Origin of the sequence: Streptomyces sp. NPDC051976 (assembly GCF_040680795.1) — a bacterium.
Lineage (GTDB): Bacteria > Actinomycetota > Actinomycetes > Streptomycetales > Streptomycetaceae > Actinacidiphila.
On sequence record NZ_JBFAXL010000008.1, the window covers coordinates 1 to 21,569 of the forward strand.

The window sequence follows — 21,569 nt, forward strand, 5'->3', positions numbered from 1 at the left end:
CCGGCGGATCACCGCCGGACGGGCCCTGTCGCGTGCGTGCGGGGGTCAGCAGCTCAGGTTGTTGCCTGCCGGGACGCCCAGGATCTGGACGAAGCGCTGGTAGGCGGCGACGCGGTCCTGCACCTCGGCGGGGTTGCCGCCGTTGCACTCGATGCTGCCGTTGATGCTGCGGATGGTCTCACCGAAACCGGCGCCGTTGACCATGGCGTTGTGCGCGGTCATGGAGCCGGGGCCGGTCTGGGTGTCCCAGTACCACAGGCCGGTCTTCCAGGAGACGGCCGGATCGGTCTCGACGAGGCTGGGGTTGTCCAGCAGGTCGATGCCGAGCGAGTCACCGGCGGCCTTGTAGTTGAAGTTCCAGCTCAGCTGGATGGGGCCGCGGCCGTAGTAGGCGTAGGTGCCCGCCGGGCAGCCGTAGGGCTCGGAGGCGCAGTAGTTGCCGGACTTGTCGACCTCGGTGATGTAGACCAGGCCGCCGGTCTCGTGGCTGACGTTGGCGAGGAAGGCCGCGGCCTCCTGCTTCTTGACCGTGTCGCTGCCGGTGGTGGCGAAGGCAGGGTAGGCGCTCATCGCCGCGGTCAGGCCGCTGTAGGTGTAGAAGGAGTTCCGGCTCGGGAACATCTGGTTGAACTGGGCCTCGGTGACCACGAATCCGCCGGGCGGCGGATTGCCGCCGCCGGTCGAGCCGCCGCTGGAACCGCAGGTGTACGGGCTCCAGAACCAGGTGCTGATCGTCGGGTCGTAGCCCGGGTTGTCGTGCGTGGCGATGTAGTAGTTGCCGTTGGTGTACGTGACGATGTCACCGGTGACGTAGTTGTGGCCCTGGGCCCAGGCCGGGTAGCTGCACCCGGAGCCACCGCCCGTGGTGCCGCCGCTGCCGCAGGCGCCCTGGTCGGCCCAGACGTCCGCGGAGCCGGGCGTCTCGCCCTGCGTCCACCACTTGGCCGACCAGTTGTGGCTGTTGTAGGAGGCGGTCATGCCACCGGTGTAGACCGAGGAGGAGTTCCAGGCGGTCGTACAGGTGGCGGCCGACGCGGTGGACGCCATCGGTATCAGCAGGGCGAGTCCGACCGCGACCGCGAGGGCGGTGAGGAACGCGATGATCCGTTGTCTCGACACGGGACCACTCCTTGTGGGGGGATCGAGTGGGGTCGAGGCAGACTCAAGCGGATTGGTCTGGACCTGTCAAGGGTCCAGACCAATCCCGTTCACTCGCGGCACACCGGAAACTCCCGCCCGTAAGTCCCCGGCGGCCTCGCTCAGTTGTCCAGCACGGTCGTCAGGAACTCCGCCGTCCACTCCAGCAACTCCCGCCCGACGACCGGCTTTCCGCCGATCCGCCCGGTCGAGGGCCGCGGCACCAGCGCCTGCCGGGTGGCCTGCTTCAATACGGTGCGCGGGTAGAGCCGGTTCAGCCGCAGCTCCTGGGACTCGCGCAACTCCACCGGCCCGAAGCGGACGTTGTTGCCCTGCAGGGTGATGTCGCTGACGCCCACCTTGCGGGCCAGCATCCGCAGCCCCGCCACCAGCAGCAGATTCTCCACCGGCTCGGGCAACTTGCCGTAGCGGTCGGTGAGTTCCTCGCGGACCGCGGTGATGTCCTCGGTGGTGTTGGCCGCCGCGATCGCGCGGTACGCCTGCAGCCGCAGCCGCTCGCCCGGCGCGTAGTCGTGCGGCACATGGGCGTCGACCGGCAGCTCGATCTTGACTTCGAGCAGGGTCTCCTCCGGCTCGCCGCCGCTCTCCAGCGCCGACCGGTAGTCGGCGACGGCCTCGCCGACCATCCGTACGTACAGGTCGAAGCCGACCCCGGCGATGTGGCCCGACTGCTCGCCGCCGAGCAGATTGCCCGCGCCGCGGATCTCCAGGTCCTTCATGGCCACGTACATACCCGCGCCCATCTCGGTGTGCTGGGCGATGGTGGCCAGGCGTTCGTGCGCGGTCTCGGTCAGCGGCTTCTCCGGCGGGTACAGGAAGTACGCGTAGCCGCGCTCGCGGGACCGGCCGACCCGGCCGCGGAGCTGGTGGAGCTGGGAGAGCCCGAAGGTGTCGCCGCGCTCCACGATCAGGGTGTTGGCGTTGGAGATGTCGATGCCCGACTCGACGATCGTGGTGGACACCAGCACGTCGAACTTCTTCTCCCAGAAGTCGACCACGACCTGTTCGAGCTGCGACTCCCCCATCTGCCCGTGGGCGGTGGCGATCCGCGCCTCCGGCACGATCTCGCGCAGCCGCGCCGCCGCCCGGTCGATCGACTCCACCCGGTTGTGGATGTAGAAGACCTGGCCCTCACGCAGCAGTTCACGGCGGATCGCGGCGCCGATCTGCCGCTCCTCGTACGGCCCGACGAAGGTCAGCACCGGGTGCCGCTCCTCGGGCGGGGTGGTGATGGTGGACATCTCGCGGATGCCGGTGACCGCCATCTCCAGGGTGCGCGGGATCGGGGTGGCCGACATCGTCAGCACGTCCACGTTGGCCCGCAGCTTCTTGAGCTGCTCCTTGTGCTCGACGCCGAAGCGCTGCTCCTCGTCGACGATGACCAGGCCCAGGTCCTTGAACCTGGTCTCCGACGAGAACAGCCGGTGGGTGCCGATGACCAGGTCGACCGAGCCCTCGCGCAGCCCCTCCAGGGTCGCCTTCGCCTCGCTGTCGGTCTGGAACCGCGACAGCGCCTTCACGTTCACCGGGAACTGCGCGTACCGCTCGGTGAAGGTGCCCATGTGCTGCTGCACGAGCAGCGTGGTCGGCACCAGGACGGCGACCTGCTTGCCGTCCTGCACGGCCTTGAAGGCCGCCCGCACGGCGATCTCCGTCTTGCCGTAGCCGACGTCGCCGCAGATCAGCCGGTCCATCGGGACCGACTTCTCCATGTCGTCCTTGACCTCGGCGATGGTGGTGAGCTGGTCGGGCGTCTCCGCGTACGGGAACGCGTCCTCCAGCTCGCGCTGCCACGGGGTGTCGGGGCCGAAGGTGTGGCCGGGGGCCGCCATCCGCGCCGAGTAGAGCTTGATCAGGTCGGCGGCGATCTCCTTGACGGCCTTCTTCGCCCGCGCCTTGGTCTTGGTCCAGTCGGCGCCGCCGAGCCGGTGCAGCGACGGGGCCTCGCCGCCGACGTACTTGGTGACCTGCTCCAGCTGGTCGGTGGGGACGAAGAGCCGGTCGCCGGGCTGGCCGCGCTTGGCGGGCGCGTACTCCACCAGCAGATACTCGCGGGTGGCGCCCTGGACGGTGCGCTGCACCATCTCCACGTAGCGGCCCACGCCGTGCTGCTCGTGCACGATGTAGTCGCCGCTGACCAGGGTGAGCGGGTCGATGGTCTTACGGCGGCGGGACGGCATCCGCCCCATGTCCTTGGTGGACGACTTCTGCCCGGACAGGTCGGTCTCGGTGAGCACCGCGAGCTTGAGCACCGGGTCGATCAGGCCGTGTTCGAGCGAGCCGGTGGCGACCTGTACGACGGCGGGCGCGAGCCCGGTCAGCTCGACGTCGAGCCGGGCGGCGATGCCCTCTCCGCCGAGCACCTCCACCACCCGGGCGGCCGGGCCGTGGCCCTCGGTGACGTAGACGATCCGCCAGCCGTCGGCCAGCCAGCCCTTGGTGTCGGCCAGCGCGCGGGCGGTGTCGCCGCGGTACAGCTCCGGCGCGTGCATGCCGAGCCTGAGGGTGTCGCCGTCCAGCTCGTCGGCCTCGTCGGCCGCGAAGGGGCTGACCGACCACCACAGGATGCCGTTGTCCCGGGCCCGGTCGCGTACGTCCGCGATCGACCAGAGCGAGGCCGCGCCCAGGTCGACCGGGGCCTCGCCGCCGCCCGCCGAGGCGGCCCAGGACGCCTCCAGGAACTCGCGGGAGGTGGCGACCAGGTCGGCGGCCCGGGTGCGGACCCGCTCGGGGTCGCAGACCACGGCCATGCTGCCGCCGGGGAGCACGTCGAGCAGCAACTCCATGTCGTCGACCAGCACCGGGGCGAGGGACTCCATGCCCTCCACCGCGATGCCCTCGGCGATCTTGTCCAGCATCTCGTGCAGCTCGGGGTGGAGGGCGGCCAGCGCGGCGGCCCGCTCCCTGACCTCGTCGGTCAGCAGCAGCTCGCGGCAGGGCGGCGCCCACAGCCCGTGCTCGGCGACCTCCAGCGACCGCTGGTCGGCGACCTTGAAGTACCGGATCTCCTCGACGTCGTCGCCCCAGAACTCCACCCGCAGCGGGTGCTCCTCGGTCGGCGGGAAGACGTCCAGGATGCCGCCGCGGACGGCGAACTCCCCGCGCTTCTCGACCAGCTCCACCCGGGAGTACGCGGCTGCCGCCAGGCCGTCGACGACCGTCCCCAGATCGGCGCTCTGCCCGGTGCGCAGTGCCACGGGTTCCAGGTCGCCCAGACCCTTGACCTGCGGTTGCAGCACCGAGCGGATCGGCGCGACCACGACCTTGACCGGCCCGGCGCCCGAGTCGTGGGCCTGAGGGTGGGCCAGGCGCCGCAGCACGGCCAGCCGGCGTCCGACGGTGTCGCTGCGCGGCGAGAGCCGCTCGTGCGGCAGCGTCTCCCACGCCGGGTACTCGGCGACGTCGTCCGGCGGCAGCAGGCAGCGCAGCGCCGCGGCCAGGTCCTCGGCCTCCCGGCCGGTCGCCGTGACCGCCAGCACGGTGCGGCCGGTGCGAGCGGCCAGCGCCGCGACGGCGAGTGGGCGGGCGGCCGGCGGACCCACCAGGTCCACCATCGGCCGGGCGCCGGAGGCGGCGGCCTCCACGCCTTCCGCGAGCGCGGCGTCCTCGACGACGACGTCGACCAGACCGTTCAGACTCATGAGGGCTTTTCCGTCCCGGGGCAGAGGGCAACGCGAACCGCCCGACACGTGTCACGGGCCGGGGTGTCTTTAGCGTACGGCCTCCCACCGACAGCCACCCCCGGGACGCCGGGGCGCGCGAGCGCGGGGGCGCGGGGGCATGGGGCATGGGGCATGGGAGCCACCGGCGTACGGACATACGGCGGCCCCGGAGCGCGGGGGGTTGCGCTTCCGGGGCCGCCGCGTATTCGCGGGGACTGGTGGTCAGTCGGTGGCGATCGCGTTCAGGACGTTCATCCGCCCTGCCCGGAAGGCCGGGAGGAGGGCCGCCAGCAGACCGACGACCGCGGAGCCGATGAAGACCGTGATGATCGTCGACCACGGGATCCGCAGGATGCCGAGCCCCTGGGAGGCGAGCACCTGCTGCCCGGTGGCGCCCCAGCCGAGGCCGAGGCCCAGGCCGACCAGCGCGCCGAACAGGGCGATGACCACCGATTCCAGCCGGATCATCCGGCGCAGCTGGCGGCGCGAGGTGCCGATGGCCCGCATCAGGCCGATCTCCCGGGTGCGCTCGACCACCGACAGGGCGAGGGTGTTCACCACGCCGAGGATGGCCACGATGATCGCCAGGCCCAGCAGGCCGTAGATCATGTAGAGCAGCTGGTTGACCTGCTTGTGGATGAGGTCCTTGTAGTCGGCCTGGTCGCGCACCTTGAGCTGCGGGTAGTCCTTGATCGCGGCCGTCAGCGACGCGTTGGCCTCCTTCTGCTGGCCGTCCACCGCCTTGGCGAACATGATCTGGTCGAGCGGCTGCTTGTCCTTGGGCAGGTACTGCCGGGCCGTGGCGATGTTGATGTACATCGCGCCGTGGTCGACCGTGGTGTCGTCGCTGGTGATGGCGGCGACCTTGAGCTTGGTCGGCTGGCCGCCGACCATCGCCACCGCCAGCTCGTCACCGAGCTTGATGTTGTGGCTCTTGGCGTAGCCCTCGTTGACCGACATCGCGTTGGCGCCGTAGGCGTCGGTGAGCTTGCCCTTGACGGTCTTGAGCCGCAGGTCGTCCGCGTAGGTGGGGCTGACCGCGGAGAGCTGCTTGGTGCCGGTCTTGCCGTCGGGGGTGGTGATCTTGGCGTTGACCCCGGCGTACTCGGTGAAGTGCTGGATGTGCGAGGCGGACTTGATCGCCGCCACCAGCGCCGGGGTCAGCGGCTGCTGGCCGTCGGGCTGGAGGATGAAGTCCGCGCCGACCGACTTGTCGAGCTGGTCGTCGGCCGAGGCCACCATCGAGGAGCCGACCACCGACATACCGGCGACCAGCGCGAGGCCGATCATCAGCGCGGAGGCGGTGGCGCCGGTACGCCGCGGGTTGCGCAGCGCGTTGCGCTCCGCGAGGCGGCCCATCGGCCCGAAGAACCGCAGGACGACCGCGCTGACCGCCCGAACGATCACACCGGCCAGCAGCGGGCCGACGATCACGAACCCGACCAGGCTGAGCAGGACGCCCAGGCCCAGCAGGCTGCCGCCGGAGGACGCCTTGTCCGCCTGGCCGGCCCCGATCAGGGCCACCGCGCCGGCGGCGCAGATCAGCACACCGATGGTGGCGCGGATCTTGCCCGCCCTGCCGTCGGCGGGCGTGCCCGCGTCCCGCAGCGCGGCCATCGGGGAGATGCGCCCGGCCCGGCGGGCCGGGATGTAGGCGGAGACCACGGTGACGATGACGCCGATGGCCAGACCGATCACCGGGGTGGTGGCCTTGATGGTCAGCTCGGAGGTGTCGAGCTTCATCCCGGCCTTGCCCATCAGCTTCATCAGGCCGATGGCCAGTCCGATGCCGCCGCCTATGCCGAGGATCGAGCCGGTGATGCCGAGCAGCACGGCCTCGATCAGCACCGACCGGTTGACCTGCTTGCGGCTGGACCCGAGGGCCCGCATCAGGCCGATCTCACGGGTGCGCTGGGCGACCAGCATCGAGAAGGTGTTGACGATCAGGAAGATGCCGACCAGGACCGAGATACCGGCGAAGCCGAGCATCGCGTACTTCATGAAGTTCAGGAAGCCGCCGACGTCGTCCTTGTCCTTCTTCTTGGTCTCGGCCGCGGTGTCGATCGTGTACTTGGTGCCGATCGCCGCCTTGACGTTGGCCTTGAGCTGGTCGTCGGTGACGCCCTTGGCGGCGGTCAGGCCGAAGCCGGTGTACGCCTTGGAGTCACCGAGCAGCTTGGCCTGGGCGGTGGCGGTGTCGACGTAGATCACGGCGGCACCGGGGTTGGTGGTCTTGAAGGTGGCGATGCCGGAGATGGTGACGTTGAAGTCGCCGGGTGCGGCGATGACCCGCAGGGTGTCGCCGATCTTCAGGTCGTGCTTGTTGGCGGTGTCGGCGTCGAGCACCGCGTCCGTCGGCCCCTGCGGGATGTGGCCGGAGGAGATCTCCACGGCCTTGGTCTCGGTGGGGTCCCAGTTGCTGACGATGGTCGGCGCGCCGGAGGACGGGCTGATGCTCTTGTTGTGCGAGTCGGCGACCGTCACGTCCTCGCTGGTGACGTCCGGGTCGGACTTCGCCACACCCTGGACGTGCGTCAGCGTGGCCTGCAGCGAGGCGGGCACGGTGTCGGGCCGGCCGGTGGTCTGCGCGTCGTCGACCTTCTTGGCGCTGATGGTGACGTCGGAGGCGGTGGAACCGAAGAGCTTGTCGAAGGTGGCGGTCATGGTGTCGGTGAAGACGAGCGTGCCGCACACGAACGCCACCGAGAGCAGGACGGCGATGGCGGAGAGCGCCATTCGTCCCTTGTGCGCGAAGAAGTTGCGCACCGATGTCTTGAAGACGGTCACGAGGTCCTCCCGCGACCGTCGAAGGACTTCATGCGCTCCAGGACCGACTCGGCGGTCGGGTTGACCATCTCGTCGACGATCCGGCCGTCCGCCAGGTAGAGGACGCGGTCGGCGTAGGAGGCGGCGACGGGGTCGTGGGTGACCATGACGATGGTCTGGCCCAGCTCGTCGACGGAGCGGCGCAGGAAGCCGAGGACCTCGGCGCCGGCCCGGGAGTCCAGGTTTCCGGTCGGCTCGTCACCGAAGATGATCTCGGGGCGGGCGGCGAGTGCGCGGGCGACCGCGACGCGCTGCTGCTGTCCGCCGGAGAGCTGGGTGGGGCGGTGCTTGAGCCGCCCGGCCAGACCGACGGTCTCCACGACCCGGTCGAACCAGTCGCGGTCCACCTTGCGGCCCGCGATGTCCATCGGCAGCGTGATGTTCTCCGCCGCGTTGAGCGTGGGGAGCAGGTTGAACGACTGGAAGATGAAGCCGATCTTGTCCCGGCGCAGCTGGGTGAGCTTCTTGTCCTTCAGGCCGGTGATCTCGGTGTCACCGATCCAGATCCGCCCCTCCGAGACCGTGTCGAGCCCGGCGAGGCAGTGCATGAGCGTGGACTTGCCGGAGCCCGAGGGGCCCATGATCGCGGTGAACCGGCCGCGCGCGATGTCGACGTCGACGGCGTCCAGTGCGACGACCCGCGTCTCGCCCGTGCCGTACGCCTTCGTCACCGCGCGGCCTGCTGCGGCAACGGCCGAACGTTCTCCGCTGCCCCCGGCCTTGGGAACCGTCACTGCCGTTGTCACGTTTGTCTCCTGTGTAGGTCTTGGTACCGCGTGGTCGAGCTGATGGGTTCAGCCTGGCCGAGCGCCGTCCCCCGCACGATGGGGGAGGTCTCCGTCCTGGGGTGGGGCTATCCCCACCTCTCCCCATGAAGGTAGGGAACGCCGGGCGCCAGATCGTCATCCGCCGGTACGAACCGGGGACCACCGAAAGTAGGTACCTCCCCCTAGGGGTCTGATACCTGAGGCCCATCCGCGTGTCAGGGGTCTCCACCCGTGACCCGGCCCGGTCTCCACCCGCGAGTGCCCCCGCGGGGTCAGTTCACGCTGAGCCGGACCTGCTGGATGCCGCCGACCAGGGTGGCGAGGGCGCGGTCGATGTCGGGGCCCGCGTACCAGTCGCCGGTGTGGTCGACGGTGTAGACGCGGCCCTCGGCGTCGATGGCCAGCAGCGCGCCGGAGGACGGCTCCTCGCCGAGCGGGCTGATGTCGGTCTCCAGGGCGCGGCCGAGGTCGGCGAGGGTACGGGCCAGGTGGAGGCCGCGCATCGGGTCGATCACCACGGTGGTGGGCGCGATCTGGCGGCCGGGCCCGGAGGCCGCGGGGATCGTCAGCCCGCCGAACTCCGCCCATGCCTCGACCGCCGCCGGGGAGACCGCGTGGCGGTGCCCGCCGGGTGAGGCGTAGGCGCGCAGGCCGTCCGCCCAGGACTCGGCCTGCCGGATGTCCCAGCGTCCCGGCTGCCAGCCCGCGGCGCGCAGCGCGGCGTCGACGCCGACCGGGAACCTGGTGCTGCCGGCCATGGGGATGCTCATGCCCCTTCCGCCGCCGGGTCCACCGGCCGTACCCCGAAGTGCGCCAGCAGCGGCGCGCAGGAGCGGCACGGCGGGGCGTAGGCGCCGTGTGCGGGGTCGCCGTCCTCGCGGATCCACCGCGAGGTGAGCTTGGCGCCGCGCAGGGCCTTGCGTGCCTCCCCCTGGGTGAGGGGCTTGCGCGAGGCCCGCTTGCCGCGGGTCGCCTCAACCGCCGTCAGATGGCGGGAAAGCAGCACGGGTTCGGGGCACCGCCCGGTGAACCGCTCGCGCTGCGCGACGGGCAGCGCGTCGAGGAACTCGCGCACGATCGGGTGCAGCGGCGGCGGCTGCTCGCCCTTCGCGCCCGTGCAGGTCAGCACCTCGTCGCGGATCAGCAGCGCGGCGGCGACCGCGGGCATGATGCCGTCCCTGCGGTGCCGCAGGACCGGCGGTCCCACCGGGTCCCGTGCCGTACTCCAGCTCAACCGTGGATCGGCCGCCCCCGCCGCCGACGTCGGAGTTGTCATGGTCTGCACGCATCCCTCCATCCGCCCACCACGGCGGGCGTTCCCCCGTATGTCGGTTCAGAGTGCCAAACAGGCCACGCGATGGGAAAGCAGAACGCGGTGTCGCGACCATCCTGTGTGGGCCATGTCACCGTCCCGTGACGGTATGTCGGTGACGTGGGCACAGCACGTGCACAAATCGCCGGGGAATCGGCCGTGCGCATTCCGGGTAGGGCTCCGGTGTCCGATGGACGGGGCGGCTCCTGGCGGGGAGGATCGTCAGTCGGCCCGCAGCCGCGGGGCCATACGCCCGCCCGAACAGGGAATGTGACTCCCATGCACAAGACCCGGATCCGACTGGCGGCCGCCGTGCTGCCCGCTCTCGTCCTCACCGCCGCGTGTTCCGGTTCCTCCGGATCCTCCGGCTCCGACGGCGCGTCCAAGTCGCCCAAGTCCGCGTCCTCCGGCGGGAGTGGCGGCGGCGGCGCGACCCCGCTCAGCAAGGCGCAGTTGACCAGCGCCCTGGTCAAGTCCGGTGAGGTGCCCGGCTATTCGGTGGAGGTCTCGCAGACCAACGACTCCGCCGACACCTCCACCCTGACGGCGGACAAGGCGGAGTGCCAGCCGCTGGCCGACGTCACCAGCAGCAAGCCGAAGATCCCCCGAAAGGCTTTCGTCGGCGCCGCCTTCGCCAAGACCGGTACGACCACCGGCACCCCCACCAGCACGCCCGACGAGATCAACCAGATGCTGCTGGCCAGCCACGCGCCGGGTGACGCCGAGAAGGTCATCGCCTCGGTGAAGACCGCGCTGGGCACCTGCACCACCTTCACGGCCACCGACAACACCGGTACGAAGACGCCGTTCCGCATCACCAAGGGCCCCGCGGTGTCCGTCGGCGACGCGTCCGTCTCCTACGTGATGTCCGACACTTCGGACAAGGCATCGGGTGCGGCTCTCGTCACCGTGGTGCGCACCGGCGACACCATCAGCGCCTATCTGTCGGTGAAGTCCCAGGGCGGCGCGGGCTCGCTGCCGCTGGAGATCGCGCGCAAGCAGAACGAGAAGCTGAAGGCGGCGCTCGGCGGCTGACAGGGCGGCCGTTGCCCGTGGACGGCCCTCGGCGCCGACCGCCGATGTGACCTTCTTGTGAGCAGATCCACAGGGGAAACGCCGCCCCCGGTGCCGTAAAGTCGCGCGGCAGCGGGCCGTCGCCCGCGAGGTCCCGGGCACGGACACGGGGACGGACACCACCAGGGGAAACACTGATGCCGATACGTGTAGCCACTCGCCTACTCGCCAGTAGCCGCCAGCAGGCCGGTGACCTGCGCCTTCGTACCCCGAACGGTCGGGTACGCGGCGGCCGCCTGCGGACCGCGGCGGTGACCGCCGCCGTGCTGGTCCCCGCGCTCGCGCTGAGCGCCGGGTGCTCGGGCGGCAGCAAGGCGAAGACGCCGGACACCATCCGCGCGTCCGGCGCGGTGTCCACCGCGAAGCTCACCTCGGCGCTGCTCACCTCCTCCGACGTCCCCCACGTCCAGGTGATGCCCGCGGGCAGCAAGACCCAGCTCCTGGGTGGCGCGGCGAAGGCCGACAACCCGGCCTGCCAGCCGATCGCCGACCAGTGGAGCAGCCGCCCCAAGCACCCGCGGCAGGTGTACACCGGCGCGATGGTCACCGACACCACCGACAAGGACAAGAAGGCCAAGGCCATCACCCTGGAGGTGATCGCCTCGTACACCCCCGGCACCGCCCGCTCGGTGCTCGACGAGCTGACCACGGCGCTGCGGACCTGCCGCAACTTCAAGGCCACCCGCGACACCGGGGCGATCACCACCTTCAGCGTCCAGCCGGTGCAGCCCGCGACGGGCGCCGCCCCGCTCGGCGACCAGCAGGCGACGTACACCATCGCCGACACCGCGCGCGGCGCCCAGGGCATCGTCCTGGTCACCGTCGTCAGGTCGGGTGACACCACCGCCGCGTACGAGACGGTCCGCGCCGACCACCAGCCGGCGACGCTGCGCCCGTCCATCCCCCTCAAGCAGGCCGAGAAGCTGAAGGACGCCGCGACGGGCAAGTGATGCGGCGACGGGGCGGCAGCGGGGCGCCGCGGGTTGCGCGGAACCGGTACCGGGCTGGTCAGGTCCATGGGGACAGGCCCTAGGCTGTCGTCAACAGCCAGACGCAGCAGGGGGCAACCGCCATGACCGCGCCACCGAATGCGGCCTACGCCGGACAGGTCGTGCACTTTCCCGACCCGGTACGCGCCGCCCGGCACCCCCAGGGGGTCTGGGTGGACGACGACGGCTTCCCCGACTTCGCGCCGTACGCGCGGGCGGCGGCCGAGATCGCCGAGCCGCCGGAGGGCTTCGGGATAGACGAGCTGCGGCTGACGGACTACGTGTCCGCCAACGCCGCTCTGCACGCTTCCGGCCATGAGCTGTGGGGCAGCCTGCCGCCGGTGGCCACCCCGCACGGCTGGACCTGGCACCACGTGAGCGGCACCCGGCGGCTCGAACTGGTCCCGGTGGAGATCAAGGCGCTGCTGCGCCACCACGGCGGGCTCGCCGCCTCCGCCGCCGACCACGACAAGCGCGGCACCCGCCCGCTGCAGGAGACCCGGCCGGTCCACTTCGGGCTGCCGAAGGAGCCGGTCTCGGTCAGCGAGGCGCAGGTGCGGGAGGTCGAGGAGGAGCTGGGCTACCGGCTGCCCGGCGCGTACCGCACCTTCCTGAAGGCGGCTGGCGGTTGCGCGCCCCGCGGTGTGGCTCTCGACCCCGAGCTCGGGCTGCTGATCGACCAGCCGTTCTTCACCGTGCGCGACGACGCGGCCGTCAACGACCTCGTCTACGTCAACAAGTGCCTGCGCGACCACCTCACCAAGGACTACCTGGCGATCGGTTACGTCCAGGGCGGCATCCTGGCGGTCAAGGTCAAGGGTGACGCGGTCGGTTCGGTCTGGTTCTGCGCGTACGACGACGCCCGCGACGGCGAGCGCTGGGACACCCCGGCCGACCGGGTGGCCGAACTGCTGCTGCCCTGCGGCGAATCACTCGACGCGTTCCTGCTGCGCCTCGCGGGCAATCCGCCGGAGCTGGAGACCGTCGCGAACCTGATGGTGGACGGGGGCTTCGCCAGCGCCGTCCCGGTGGAGGGATGAGGCCGGACATGGTCACTTTCGCGCAGGCGCAGGAGCGCGCCGAACGCTGGATCAACGGTGACGTGCCCGCGTACCAGGCCCGCGAGATCCGGGTCCGCGAGTTCGACCTCGGCTTCGTCGTCTGGTCGGAGCCCCGCGAGGACGGGCCGTCGGCCGACGACGGCGGTGACATCCGCGTCATCATCGCCCGCGACAGCGGCGAGGCGACGCTCTGGCCGGGACTGCCCATCGGCGAACTCATCCGCCGCTACGAAGAGGAATACGGCCCCGTGCCGAACGACGCGGTTCCCGAACCGCCCCAGCGCATCGACCTCGAAGCGACGTCCTTCCTGCTGAGCCCGCCGCAGTGGCTCCAGGACGCGGCCGACCGCATCGGCATCCCGGACCGGCGTACGTCGTCTTCTTCTTCGGGGCACCTGTCCGCGGTCCCGTCCGCCCAGGACCCAGCCCCGGACCCGACGCCGTCGAGCGGTTCCGGCATCGACTACACGCGCCGTCCGGCGGCGGCGAGCGCCGACTCGTCGTCCTCCTCGGGCGGCATCGACTACACGCGCCGCCCGGCCGCCGCGAGTACGCCCGCGGACGCGCCGCCCGCGCAGAGCGGTCCGGCCCCCGTGGACGCGCGCCCCGGTACGCCCGGCGTGGACTACCGCCGTCCGACTCCCGTCCCGGCGCCCGCGCCCGCCCCTGGTGATGTCGCGGGTGGCGGCTGGGCGGGGAAGACGACGAGCGACAGCGGGGAGGGCGAGTCGGTCGCCGCTCCGGCCACCGTGTTCGCACCGCCGATCTCGGGCTCCGACCAGATCGACCTGGGCCAGGGCCCGTTGAGCGCGGAGGCGCGCACCGAGCTGATGCCGGGCGGGAGTTCGCTGCCGCGCACCATGGTGGCGCCGCCCGAGCAGCCGGGTCCGCCGCCGGTCGCGCCGGGGCGTTCGCCCGTGCCGCACACCGTGGGCGGTTCCGCCTTCCCGCCACCCGGCGGGCAGCCCGTGCCGCTGCCGCCGCCCGTGGACCACGGCGCCGGGGCCGGGGACATCCACGACCTGGAGACCGCCAAGGCCGTACGGGGCAGCGTCCCGCCGCCGTCGGGCGCGCCCGTCCGCAGCCCGGACGCCCCGCCGCCGCCCCGGCCCGCGCCGGGCAGCGCCGACCCGCAGTACGCCGCCACGATGCTGGCCGGACCGACAGGGCCGCCCCCGCCGCCCGGACCGGGCGCGGGCACTCCCCCGCCGCCCCAAGGCAACGACCCGCACTACGCGGCCACGATGCTGGCCGGACCCACCGGGCCGCCCCCGCCACCGGGACCGGGCGCGGGCACTCCCCCGCCGCCGCCCGCCGCGGGCGGCAACGACCCGCACTACGCCGCCACGATGCTGGCCGGTCCCGCGGGCCCGCCCGTGGGCGGACCGCCCCCGCCGCCGCCCGGACCCGGCATGGGCGCCGGCACCCCGCCGCCGCCCCCGGCCGGGGCGAGCAACGACCCGCACTACGCGGCCACGATGTTCGCGGGCCCCGCGGGTCCGCCCGCGGGTGGACCGCCGCCCCCGCCGCCCGTGCCCGGCATGGGCGCCCCGATGGGCACCGGCACTCCCCCGCCGCCGCCCGCCTACGGCTACCCCCAGGCGGCGGCCGTGCCGACCGTCGGCCCCGGCTACATGGCCGTGCTGCGCTACCGCGGCCAGGACGGCAGCGAGCAGCAGCTCATCCGGCGTTCCGCGCCGGGCACGCCGCACCCGGAGTGGCAGATCCTGCACGAGCTGCGCTCCCTGGGCGTACGCCCCGAGCAGGTGCTGGAGCTCCACACCGAACTGGAGTCCTGCGACCTGCCGGGCGGCTACTGCACGCGGATGATCCGCGAGACCTGGCCGCAGGTGCGGATCAGCCACACCGCGCCGTACGGCCGGGACCACGCCAGCCGCCAGCAGGGCGTCCAGCATCTGCTGACCCACCAGGGCGAGCTGCACCAGGTGGCGGGCGCGCCCGCGCGGCCGCAGCCGCAGCGGGTGCCGATGCCCGAGGCGCACACCGTGCTGCGGGTGCCGCCGGTGGCGCTCGACGTGATCGGGCAGGAGCTGGCGGCGGCGTTCGGCCCGCAGGGGCTGTTCCGCTTCGACCAGCGGGCGGTGTCCCGGCAGGGCGTGCCGGACATCGTGGCCCAGTCCCTGGTGTGGGCGGGGCTGCCCGTCGACTTCGGGCCGTTCTTCTGGGCGCAGGCCCAGCCGGGCCAGCCGGTGCCGACGCTGGCCGAGCTCGCCCAGCAGCGCGGCGTGCAGCCCGCGTCCGACGCGGGCTCGTATCTGGTCATGGGCAATGACTTCGGCCGCCAGCTCTGTGTGCAGTACGGCACCGCGCACATCGTGGCCGTACCGCTGGAGGCCGGTCCCGGCGGGCAGCCGGTGCCGCCGCAGTTCGTGAACTCCAGCCTGCCGGAGTTCACCCGCTGCCTGGCGCTGCTGGGCCGGATGTGGCGGCTGCGGATCGGGCTCACGCCCGATCAGGCGGGCCGCTGGACGGTCGACTTCCAGGCGCAGCTCGCCGCGCAGGACCCGGCGGCGATCGCCTCGCCCGACCACTGGTGGTCGGTACTCATCGAGCAGATGTGGGACGGGCTGCTGTAGCGGCGCAGCGGACGCGGTACGGCGACGGGCCGGGTGCCGGGGTGGTGAACCCCAGGGCACCCGGCCCTTTCGCGTGCACGGCCGTCGCGCGCGGCCATCACGGGGCCAGTGGGTGGGTAGGAGCAATGTCGGAGTGTCGCAACCTTTACAATTCGGACATAAGCCAAAAATAGCGACATACGGAGCGCCCAACGGCGAGGGGCACAGGCATGAGCAGCAACACGACAACACCCCGTGGGATCGAGACCGCGCGTGGCCGTGGGTACCGCCCCGACCAGGTCGACAGATTCCTGGAGGAGCTGTCGGAGGATCGCGACGCCGCCTGGGAGCGGGCCGCCCGCCTCACCGTGCTGGCCAACGAGATGGACGCCGAGTGCGTGGCGCTGCGCCAGCAGGTGGAGGCGCTGGGCTCGGCCGCGTTCGACGCGCTGGGCGAGGGCGCGCAGGAGCTGCTGCGGCTGGTCGAGGAGGAGGCCGCGGCGGTACGCGACCGGGCCGAGGTCGAGGCGCAGCACGCGCGGGACGCGGCCGAGACGGCGCGGCGCACCCTCCAGGACGAGGCGCGGGCGGCGGCGTCGGCGCGGCTGGCCGCGGCCGAGGACCAGGCCGACCGGATGCTGGACGAGGCGTGCGCGCGGGCCGCGGAGATCCTCGGGCAGGCCCGCGCCGAGGCCGAGGCGGTACGCGGTGAGGCCGGCGCGGCGATGGAGGCCGTACGGCAGGACGTCAACCGCTCGCTGGCGGAGGTGGACAAGGAGCGGCGCGAGCGGATGGACACGCTGGAGCACGAGCTGGCCGAGCGGGAGGCGGGAGTCGACAGCAGGCTCGCCGACCTCCTCGGCGACGCGGAGCGGCGGCTCGCCGAGGCGCACCAGGAGCGGGCTGAGGCGGAGGAGGCGCTGCGGCAGCAGCAGCGGGAGGCGGAGGAGCGGGCAGCCGCGCTGCTCGCGCAGGCCCGCCTGCACGAGGAGCGGGTGCGGCGGGAGGCTGAGCGCTCCCTCCGCGAGCACGAGGAGCACCGCGACGAGATTCGCGCCCACCTCGCCCACGTCCGCTCCACCCTCGCCGCCCTCACCGGCCGCACCCTCCCGGAGCAGGCCCCGGACCCCGAGTCCTGAACCCGCGCGCCTGCGGCGCGATGTGCTTTTTTCCCACCCGCACCACCCGTGCGACTCCGATGCCGTCTGCGGGCCGACCCGCAGCCCCAGCCCGCCGTCGGGCTCAGCCCAGCGGGAGCATCGCTGAGACGCGGAAGCCGCCGTCGGGGGTGGGGCCGGCGGCGAAGCCGCCGCCGTGGGTGGTGACGCGTTCCTTCATGCCGAGCAGGCCGTGGCCGCCACTGGGGAGGGGGGTGGCGGGGGTGCCGTCGGAGGGGCCGTTGACGACGAGGACGGCGATCTCGACCTCGCGGTAGACCAGGCGGACATGGGCCTTCGCGCCCGCCGCGTGCTTGTGGACGTTGGTGAGCGCCTCCTGCACCACGCGGTAGACCGTCTGCTCCACCCGCGGCCCGCAGTCCCGTGCCTCGCCCTCGACCACCAGCTCCACCGTCATCCCGGCCGCCTGCGACTGCTCGACCAGCTCGCCCAGCTGCTCCAGGCACGGTCCCTGCTCCTCGCCGACCTCGGTGAAGGCCAGCGCCCGGGCGGCCGCGGCGGCCGGCACCGGCGCGGTGTCCGCCGTACGCAGTACGCCCAGCATCTGCCGCAGTTCGGTGAGCGCCTCGCGCCCCATGTCGCCGAGGAGTTCGGCGCTGGCCGACGCCTTGGCCGGGTCCTTGAGGGCCACCGCCTTGAGCGCCGCCGCGTGCACCACCATGAGGCTGACCCGGTGCGCGACCACGTCGTGCATGTCGCGGGCGATCCGGGTGCGCTCCTCCGCCCGGGCCCGCTCGGCCCGCTCGGCAGCCTTCTCCGCGAGCAGCTCCAGCTCGCGCTCCAGGCCGTCCGCCCGCTCCCGCAGGCTCTCCACCAGCCGCCGTCTGGCCCGTACGTACAACCCCAGCAGCACCGGCGGCGCGGTCAGGCCGAGCGCCATCAGGACCGAGATGACCAGGATCAGCGGCAGCGTCAGCGAGGAGCCGCTGTCGGAGTCCCGCAGGTTGTCCTGGAACTGGAGGAAGGCCACCAGCATGGTGCCGAAGCCGTTCATCCCGGCGAGCGCGGCGGTGATCCGGCGCGGCACCTCGGACGCGGCCAGGGTGTAGAGGCCGACCAGGGACAGGGCGAAGCCCACCTGCGCCGGGGAGACGGCGATGCTCACCAGCACCACCGCGACCGGCCAGCGCCGCCGCAGCAGCAGCACCGCGCCGACGACCACGCCGAGCAGCGCGCCCACACTGGTCGGGAAGCCGGTCTTCTGTGCGAAGGTCGCGCCCTCGAAGGCGCACTCCAGCGCCGACACCGCGGCCAGCGTCGCGTCCAGGACGAAGCTCCGCCGCCGCGTCCACCACCACCAGCCGGACGCGGGCCGTCCTCCAGCCCCGTCGTCCGGTACGTGCGCCCCCGTCGAACTCATGGCGTCCAGACTAGGCGAGGCGCGGAAGAGCGCATCGGCCCCGTCACGGTGTCCGCCAAATGGGCGGCCCGTCTCGACGGAAGGACGGCCACCTATCCTGGACCGGTCGGACAGCGCGGTCCGCGAGTACCCCTGGTACTCCGAAGCACCCCCCGTCCCTTCCCCTGCACAAGGAGCCGCACCTGTGAGCAGCGCCGACACCGCCCCGGACAGCAGTACAGCCCTGCGAGCCGACATCCGACGCCTGGGTGAGCTGCTCGGCGGCACGCTGGTGAGACAGGAGGGGCAGGACCTCCTCGACCTGGTCGAGCGGGTACGGGCCCTGACCCGCAGCGACGGCGAGGCGGCGGCCGCGCTGCTCGGCGGGACCGACCTGGAGACGGCCGCCAAGCTGGTGCGGGCCTTCTCCACCTACTTCCACCTGGCGAACGTCACCGAGCAGGTGCACCGCGGCCGGGACCTGCGCGAGCGCCGGGCCGTCGAGGGCGGGCTGCTCGCCCAGACCGCGGACCTGCTCAAGGACGGCGACGCGGCCCATGTCCGCGACAGCGTGCGCAACCTCAACGTGCGGCCGGTCTTCACCGCGCACCCCACCGAGGCCGCCCGCCGCAGCGTGCTGAACAAGCTGCGCCGGATCGCCGAGCTGCTCGACGACACGGGTCTGACGGGCGGCGACCGGCGGCGGGCCGACCTGCGGCTCGCGGAGAGCATCGACCTGCTGTGGCAGACCGACGAGCTGCGGGTGGTGCGCCCCGAGCCCGCGGACGAGGCCAGGAACGCCATCTACTACCTGGACGAGCTGCACGCGGGCGCGGTCGGCGACGTGCTGGAGGACCTGGCCGCCGAGCTGGAGCGGGTCGGCCTGCCGCTGCCCGCCCAGACCCGGCCGCTGACCTTCGGCACCTGGATCGGCGGCGACCGCGACGGCAACCCGAACGTCACTCCGCAGGTCACCTGGGACGTGCTGATCCTCCAGCACGAGCACGGCATCACCGACGCGCTGGAACTGGTCGACGTGCTGCGCGGCGCGCTGTCCAACTCGATCCGCAACTGCGGCGCGTCCACCGACCTGCTGGACTCGCTCGCCACCGACCTGGTGGCGCTGCCCGAGATCAGCCCGCGCTACAAGCGGCTGAACGCGGAGGAGCCCTACCGGCTCAAGGCGACCTGTGTCCGGCAGAAGCTGGTCAACACCCGGGAGAGGCTGGCCAGTGGCACTCCGCACGTCCCTGGCCGCGACTACCTGGGCACCGCCGGGCTGCTGCACGACCTGGAGCTGATCCAGAGCTCGCTGCGCGCCCACCGCGGCGGCCTGATCGCCGACGGCCGGGTGGACCGTACGATCCGCACCCTGTCCGCGTTCGGCCTGCAGCTGGCGACGATGGACGTACGGGAGCACGCCGAGGCCCACCACCACGCACTGGGCCAGCTCTTCGACCGGCTCGGCGAGGAGTCCTGGCGGTACGCCGACATGCCGCGCGAGTACCGGCGCAAGCTGCTGGCCAAGGAGCTGCGCTCGCGGCGGCCGCTGGCCCCGACCCCGGCGCCGCTGGACGCGGCGGGCGCCAAGACGCTGGGGGTGTTCCACACCATCAGCGAGGCGTTCGAGCGGTTCGGGCCGGAGGTCGTGGAGTCGTACATCATCTCCATGTGCCTGGGCTCCGACGACGTCTTCGCGGCGGCGGTGCTGGCCCGGGAGGCCGGGCTGATCGACCTGCACGCCGGGATCGCCAAGATCGGCATCGTGCCGCTGCTGGAGACCACCGACGAGCTGAAGATCGCCGACCAGCTGCTGGACGAGATGCTGTCGGACCCGTCGTACCGGCGGCTGGTGTCGCTGCGCGGCGACGTCCAGGAGGTCATGCTCGGCTACAGCGACTCGTCGAAGTTCGGCGGCATCACCACCTCGCAGTGGGAGATCCACCGGGCGCAGCGGCGGCTGCGTGACGTGGCGCACCGGCACGGTGTGCGGCTGCGGCTCTTCCACGGCCGCGGCGGCACCGTCGGCCGCGGCGGCGGCCCCTCGCACACCGCGATCCTCGCCCAGCCCTGGGGCACCCTGGAGGGCGAGATCAAGGTGACCGAGCAGGGCGAGGTCATCTCCGACAAGTACCTGCTGCCCTCGCTGGCCCGGGAGAACCTGGAGCTGACGGTCGCCGCCACCCTCCAGGCGTCGGCGCTGCACACCGCGCCCCGGCAGTCCGACGAGGCGCTGGCGCGCTGGGACGCGGCGATGGACATCGTCTCGGACACCGCCCACACCGCCTACCGCGAGCTGGTCGAGGACCCGGACCTGCCGCCGTACTTCTTCGCCTCGACCCCGGTCGACCAGCTCGGCGAGCTGCACCTGGGCTCGCGGCCGTCGCGCCGCCCGGACTCCGACGCGGGCCTGGACGGGCTGCGGGCCATCCCGTGGGTCTTCGGCTGGACGCAGTCCCGGCAGATCGTGCCCGGCTGGTACGGCGTCGGCTCCGGTCTGAAGGCGGCCCGCGAGGCCGGGCTCGGCGAGGTCATCGACGAGGCGTACGGGCAGTGGCACTTCTTCCGCAACTTCCTGTCCAACGTCGAGATGACGCTGGCCAAGACGGATCTGCGGATCGCCCGGCACTACGTGGACACCCTGGTGCCGGACGAGCTGAAGCACGTCTTCGCCGACATCGAGGCGGAGCACGAGCTGACCGTACGGGAGGTGCTGCGGATCACCGGTGAGGACGAGCTGCTCGCGGGCAGCCCGCTGCTCGCCCAGACGTTCCGCATCCGCGACCAGTACCTGGACCCGATCTCCTACCTCCAGGTCACCCTGCTGGCCCGCCAGCGCGCCGCGGCCGCCCGCGGCGAGGACCCGGACCCCCTGCTCGCCCGCGCCCTCCTGCTGACCGTCAACGGCGTGGCAGCGGGCCTGCGCAACACGGGCTGAGACACGAAAGCGCCGGACGGGCTGATTTCTCAGCCCGTCCGGCGTTCAGTTCTTGCGGTGGCCGATGAGGCGCGGCTTGGCGTCCAGGCCCGAGAGGCCGTTCCAGGACAGGTTGATCAGGTGGGCGACGACCTCGGCCTTCTTGGGCTTCTGGGCGTCGAGCCACCACTGGCCGGTGAGGGCGACCATGCCGACCAGGGCCTGGGCGTACATCGGGGCGAGCTTGGAGTCGAAGCCGCGCTGTTTGAACTCGTGGCCGAGGATGTCCTCGACCTGGGTGGCGATGTCGCTGATCAACGAGGCGAAGGTACCGGTCGACTGGGCGACCGGCGAGTCGCGGACGAGGATGCGGAACCCGTCGGTGTACTGCTCGATGTAGTCGAGCAGGGCGAAGGCGGCCTGTTCCAGCAGCTCACGCGGGTGTCCTCCGGTGAGCGCGCCGGTGACCATGTCGAGCAGCCGCCGCATCTCACGGTCGACGACGACGGCGTAGAGCCCTTCCTTGCCGCCGAAGTGCTCGTAGACCACCGGCTTGGACACCCCGGCCTTGTGGGCGATCTCCTCGACGGAGGTGCCCTCGAAGCCGCGTTCGGCGAAGAGGGTCCGGCCGATGTCGAGGAGCTGCTCGCGCCGTTCCTTGCCGGTCATCCGGACCCGTCGCGCACGGCGGGCCGCCGTGCCGTTCGTAC

The 21,569-nt window shown here is 72.3% G+C and carries 14 protein-coding genes; 6 read left to right on the top strand and 8 right to left on the bottom strand.

The genetic code is table 11. The annotated features are described in order from the left end of the window. Window positions 1–45: 45 nt before the first annotated feature. The 6 genes from AB0M29_RS11325 to AB0M29_RS11350 form a co-directional block, all read right to left on the bottom strand. On the bottom strand, window positions 46–1,119 hold the full coding sequence (locus AB0M29_RS11325) for a glycoside hydrolase family 19 protein (RefSeq protein ID WP_365381960.1): 1,074 nt from the start codon (window positions 1,117–1,119) through the stop codon (window positions 46–48). A gap of 140 nt (window positions 1,120–1,259) precedes the next feature. Then, window positions 1,260–4,799 (bottom strand): transcription-repair coupling factor, encoded by a 3,540-nt coding sequence (gene mfd / locus AB0M29_RS11330; RefSeq protein ID WP_365381961.1) that lies wholly within the window; start codon window positions 4,797–4,799, stop codon window positions 1,260–1,262. A 243-nt stretch (window positions 4,800–5,042) separates the two neighbouring features. Continuing rightward, window positions 5,043–7,607, bottom strand: coding sequence for an FtsX-like permease family protein (locus AB0M29_RS11335; RefSeq protein WP_365381962.1), 2,565 nt, complete (start codon window positions 7,605–7,607; stop codon window positions 5,043–5,045). Further along, on the bottom strand, window positions 7,604–8,392 hold the full coding sequence (locus AB0M29_RS11340) for an ABC transporter ATP-binding protein (protein ID WP_365381963.1): 789 nt from the start codon (window positions 8,390–8,392) through the stop codon (window positions 7,604–7,606). The genes AB0M29_RS11335 and AB0M29_RS11340 overlap by 4 nt, the downstream gene beginning before the upstream one ends. Before the next feature lie 293 nt (window positions 8,393–8,685). Then, window positions 8,686–9,183, bottom strand: a complete 498-nt coding sequence (locus AB0M29_RS11345) for an SUKH-3 domain-containing protein (RefSeq protein WP_365381964.1) — start codon at window positions 9,181–9,183, stop codon at window positions 8,686–8,688. Continuing rightward, window positions 9,180–9,689: a YwqJ-related putative deaminase gene (locus AB0M29_RS11350; RefSeq protein WP_365381965.1), complete on the bottom strand. Its 510-nt coding sequence runs from the start codon at window positions 9,687–9,689 to the stop codon at window positions 9,180–9,182. Before AB0M29_RS11350 ends, AB0M29_RS11345 begins: the two co-directional genes overlap by 4 nt. Before the next feature lie 315 nt (window positions 9,690–10,004). On the opposite strand from AB0M29_RS11350, the gene AB0M29_RS11355 reads away from it, so the two are divergent. From AB0M29_RS11355 to AB0M29_RS11375, 5 genes are all read left to right on the top strand, one after another. Further along, a complete protein-coding gene (locus AB0M29_RS11355; protein ID WP_365381966.1) occupies window positions 10,005–10,760 on the top strand; it encodes a hypothetical protein in 756 nt (251 codons plus the stop codon). Window positions 10,761–10,936: 176 nt separating this feature from the next. Next, a complete protein-coding gene (locus tag AB0M29_RS11360) occupies window positions 10,937–11,749 on the top strand; it encodes a sensor domain-containing protein (protein ID WP_365381967.1) in 813 nt (270 codons plus the stop codon). Window positions 11,750–11,871: 122 nt separating this feature from the next. Further along, window positions 11,872–12,828: an HNH endonuclease gene (locus AB0M29_RS11365; protein WP_365381968.1), complete on the top strand. Its 957-nt coding sequence runs from the start codon at window positions 11,872–11,874 to the stop codon at window positions 12,826–12,828. 8 nt (window positions 12,829–12,836) lie between these two features. After that, on the top strand, window positions 12,837–15,446 hold the full coding sequence (locus AB0M29_RS11370; RefSeq protein ID WP_365381969.1) for an SUKH-4 family immunity protein: 2,610 nt from the start codon (window positions 12,837–12,839) through the stop codon (window positions 15,444–15,446). A gap of 209 nt (window positions 15,447–15,655) precedes the next feature. After that, window positions 15,656–16,564 (top strand): cellulose-binding protein, encoded by a 909-nt coding sequence (locus AB0M29_RS11375; protein ID WP_365381970.1) that lies wholly within the window; start codon window positions 15,656–15,658, stop codon window positions 16,562–16,564. 103 nt (window positions 16,565–16,667) lie between these two features. Here AB0M29_RS11375 and AB0M29_RS11380 read toward each other — a convergent pair whose 3' ends face one another. After that, window positions 16,668–17,963, bottom strand: coding sequence for a histidine kinase (locus tag AB0M29_RS11380; protein ID WP_365381971.1), 1,296 nt, complete (start codon window positions 17,961–17,963; stop codon window positions 16,668–16,670). Window positions 17,964–18,147: 184 nt separating this feature from the next. Between AB0M29_RS11380 and ppc the strand changes: the two genes are divergently transcribed. Further along, the gene (gene ppc, locus AB0M29_RS11385; protein ID WP_365381972.1) at window positions 18,148–20,880 is read left to right on the top strand and encodes a phosphoenolpyruvate carboxylase; all 2,733 of its coding nucleotides are present in this window, start codon (window positions 18,148–18,150) and stop codon (window positions 20,878–20,880) included. Between the two features lie 45 nt (window positions 20,881–20,925). Here the strand turns inward: ppc and AB0M29_RS11390 are convergent, their stop codons facing one another. Beyond that, window positions 20,926–21,528 (bottom strand): TetR/AcrR family transcriptional regulator, encoded by a 603-nt coding sequence (locus tag AB0M29_RS11390; protein WP_365382158.1) that lies wholly within the window; start codon window positions 21,526–21,528, stop codon window positions 20,926–20,928. Between the last annotated feature and the right edge of the window lie 41 nt (window positions 21,529–21,569).

Coding starts and splice junctions, on each gene's coding strand:
- AB0M29_RS11390 (WP_365382158.1), bottom strand. CDS start 21,528: ATGACCGGCAAGGAACGGCGCGAGCAGCTCCTCGACATCGGCCGGACC.
- AB0M29_RS11350 (WP_365381965.1), bottom strand. CDS start 9,689: ATGACAACTCCGACGTCGGCGGCGGGGGCGGCCGATCCACGGTTGAGC.
- AB0M29_RS11380 (WP_365381971.1), bottom strand. CDS start 17,963: ATGAGTTCGACGGGGGCGCACGTACCGGACGACGGGGCTGGAGGACGG.
- AB0M29_RS11345 (WP_365381964.1), bottom strand. CDS start 9,183: ATGAGCATCCCCATGGCCGGCAGCACCAGGTTCCCGGTCGGCGTCGAC.
- mfd (WP_365381961.1), bottom strand. CDS start 4,799: ATGAGTCTGAACGGTCTGGTCGACGTCGTCGTCGAGGACGCCGCGCTC.
- AB0M29_RS11355 (WP_365381966.1), top strand. CDS start 10,005: ATGCACAAGACCCGGATCCGACTGGCGGCCGCCGTGCTGCCCGCTCTC.
- AB0M29_RS11375 (WP_365381970.1), top strand. CDS start 15,656: ATGAGCAGCAACACGACAACACCCCGTGGGATCGAGACCGCGCGTGGC.
- AB0M29_RS11370 (WP_365381969.1), top strand. CDS start 12,837: ATGGTCACTTTCGCGCAGGCGCAGGAGCGCGCCGAACGCTGGATCAAC.
- AB0M29_RS11360 (WP_365381967.1), top strand. CDS start 10,937: ATGCCGATACGTGTAGCCACTCGCCTACTCGCCAGTAGCCGCCAGCAG.
- AB0M29_RS11365 (WP_365381968.1), top strand. CDS start 11,872: ATGACCGCGCCACCGAATGCGGCCTACGCCGGACAGGTCGTGCACTTT.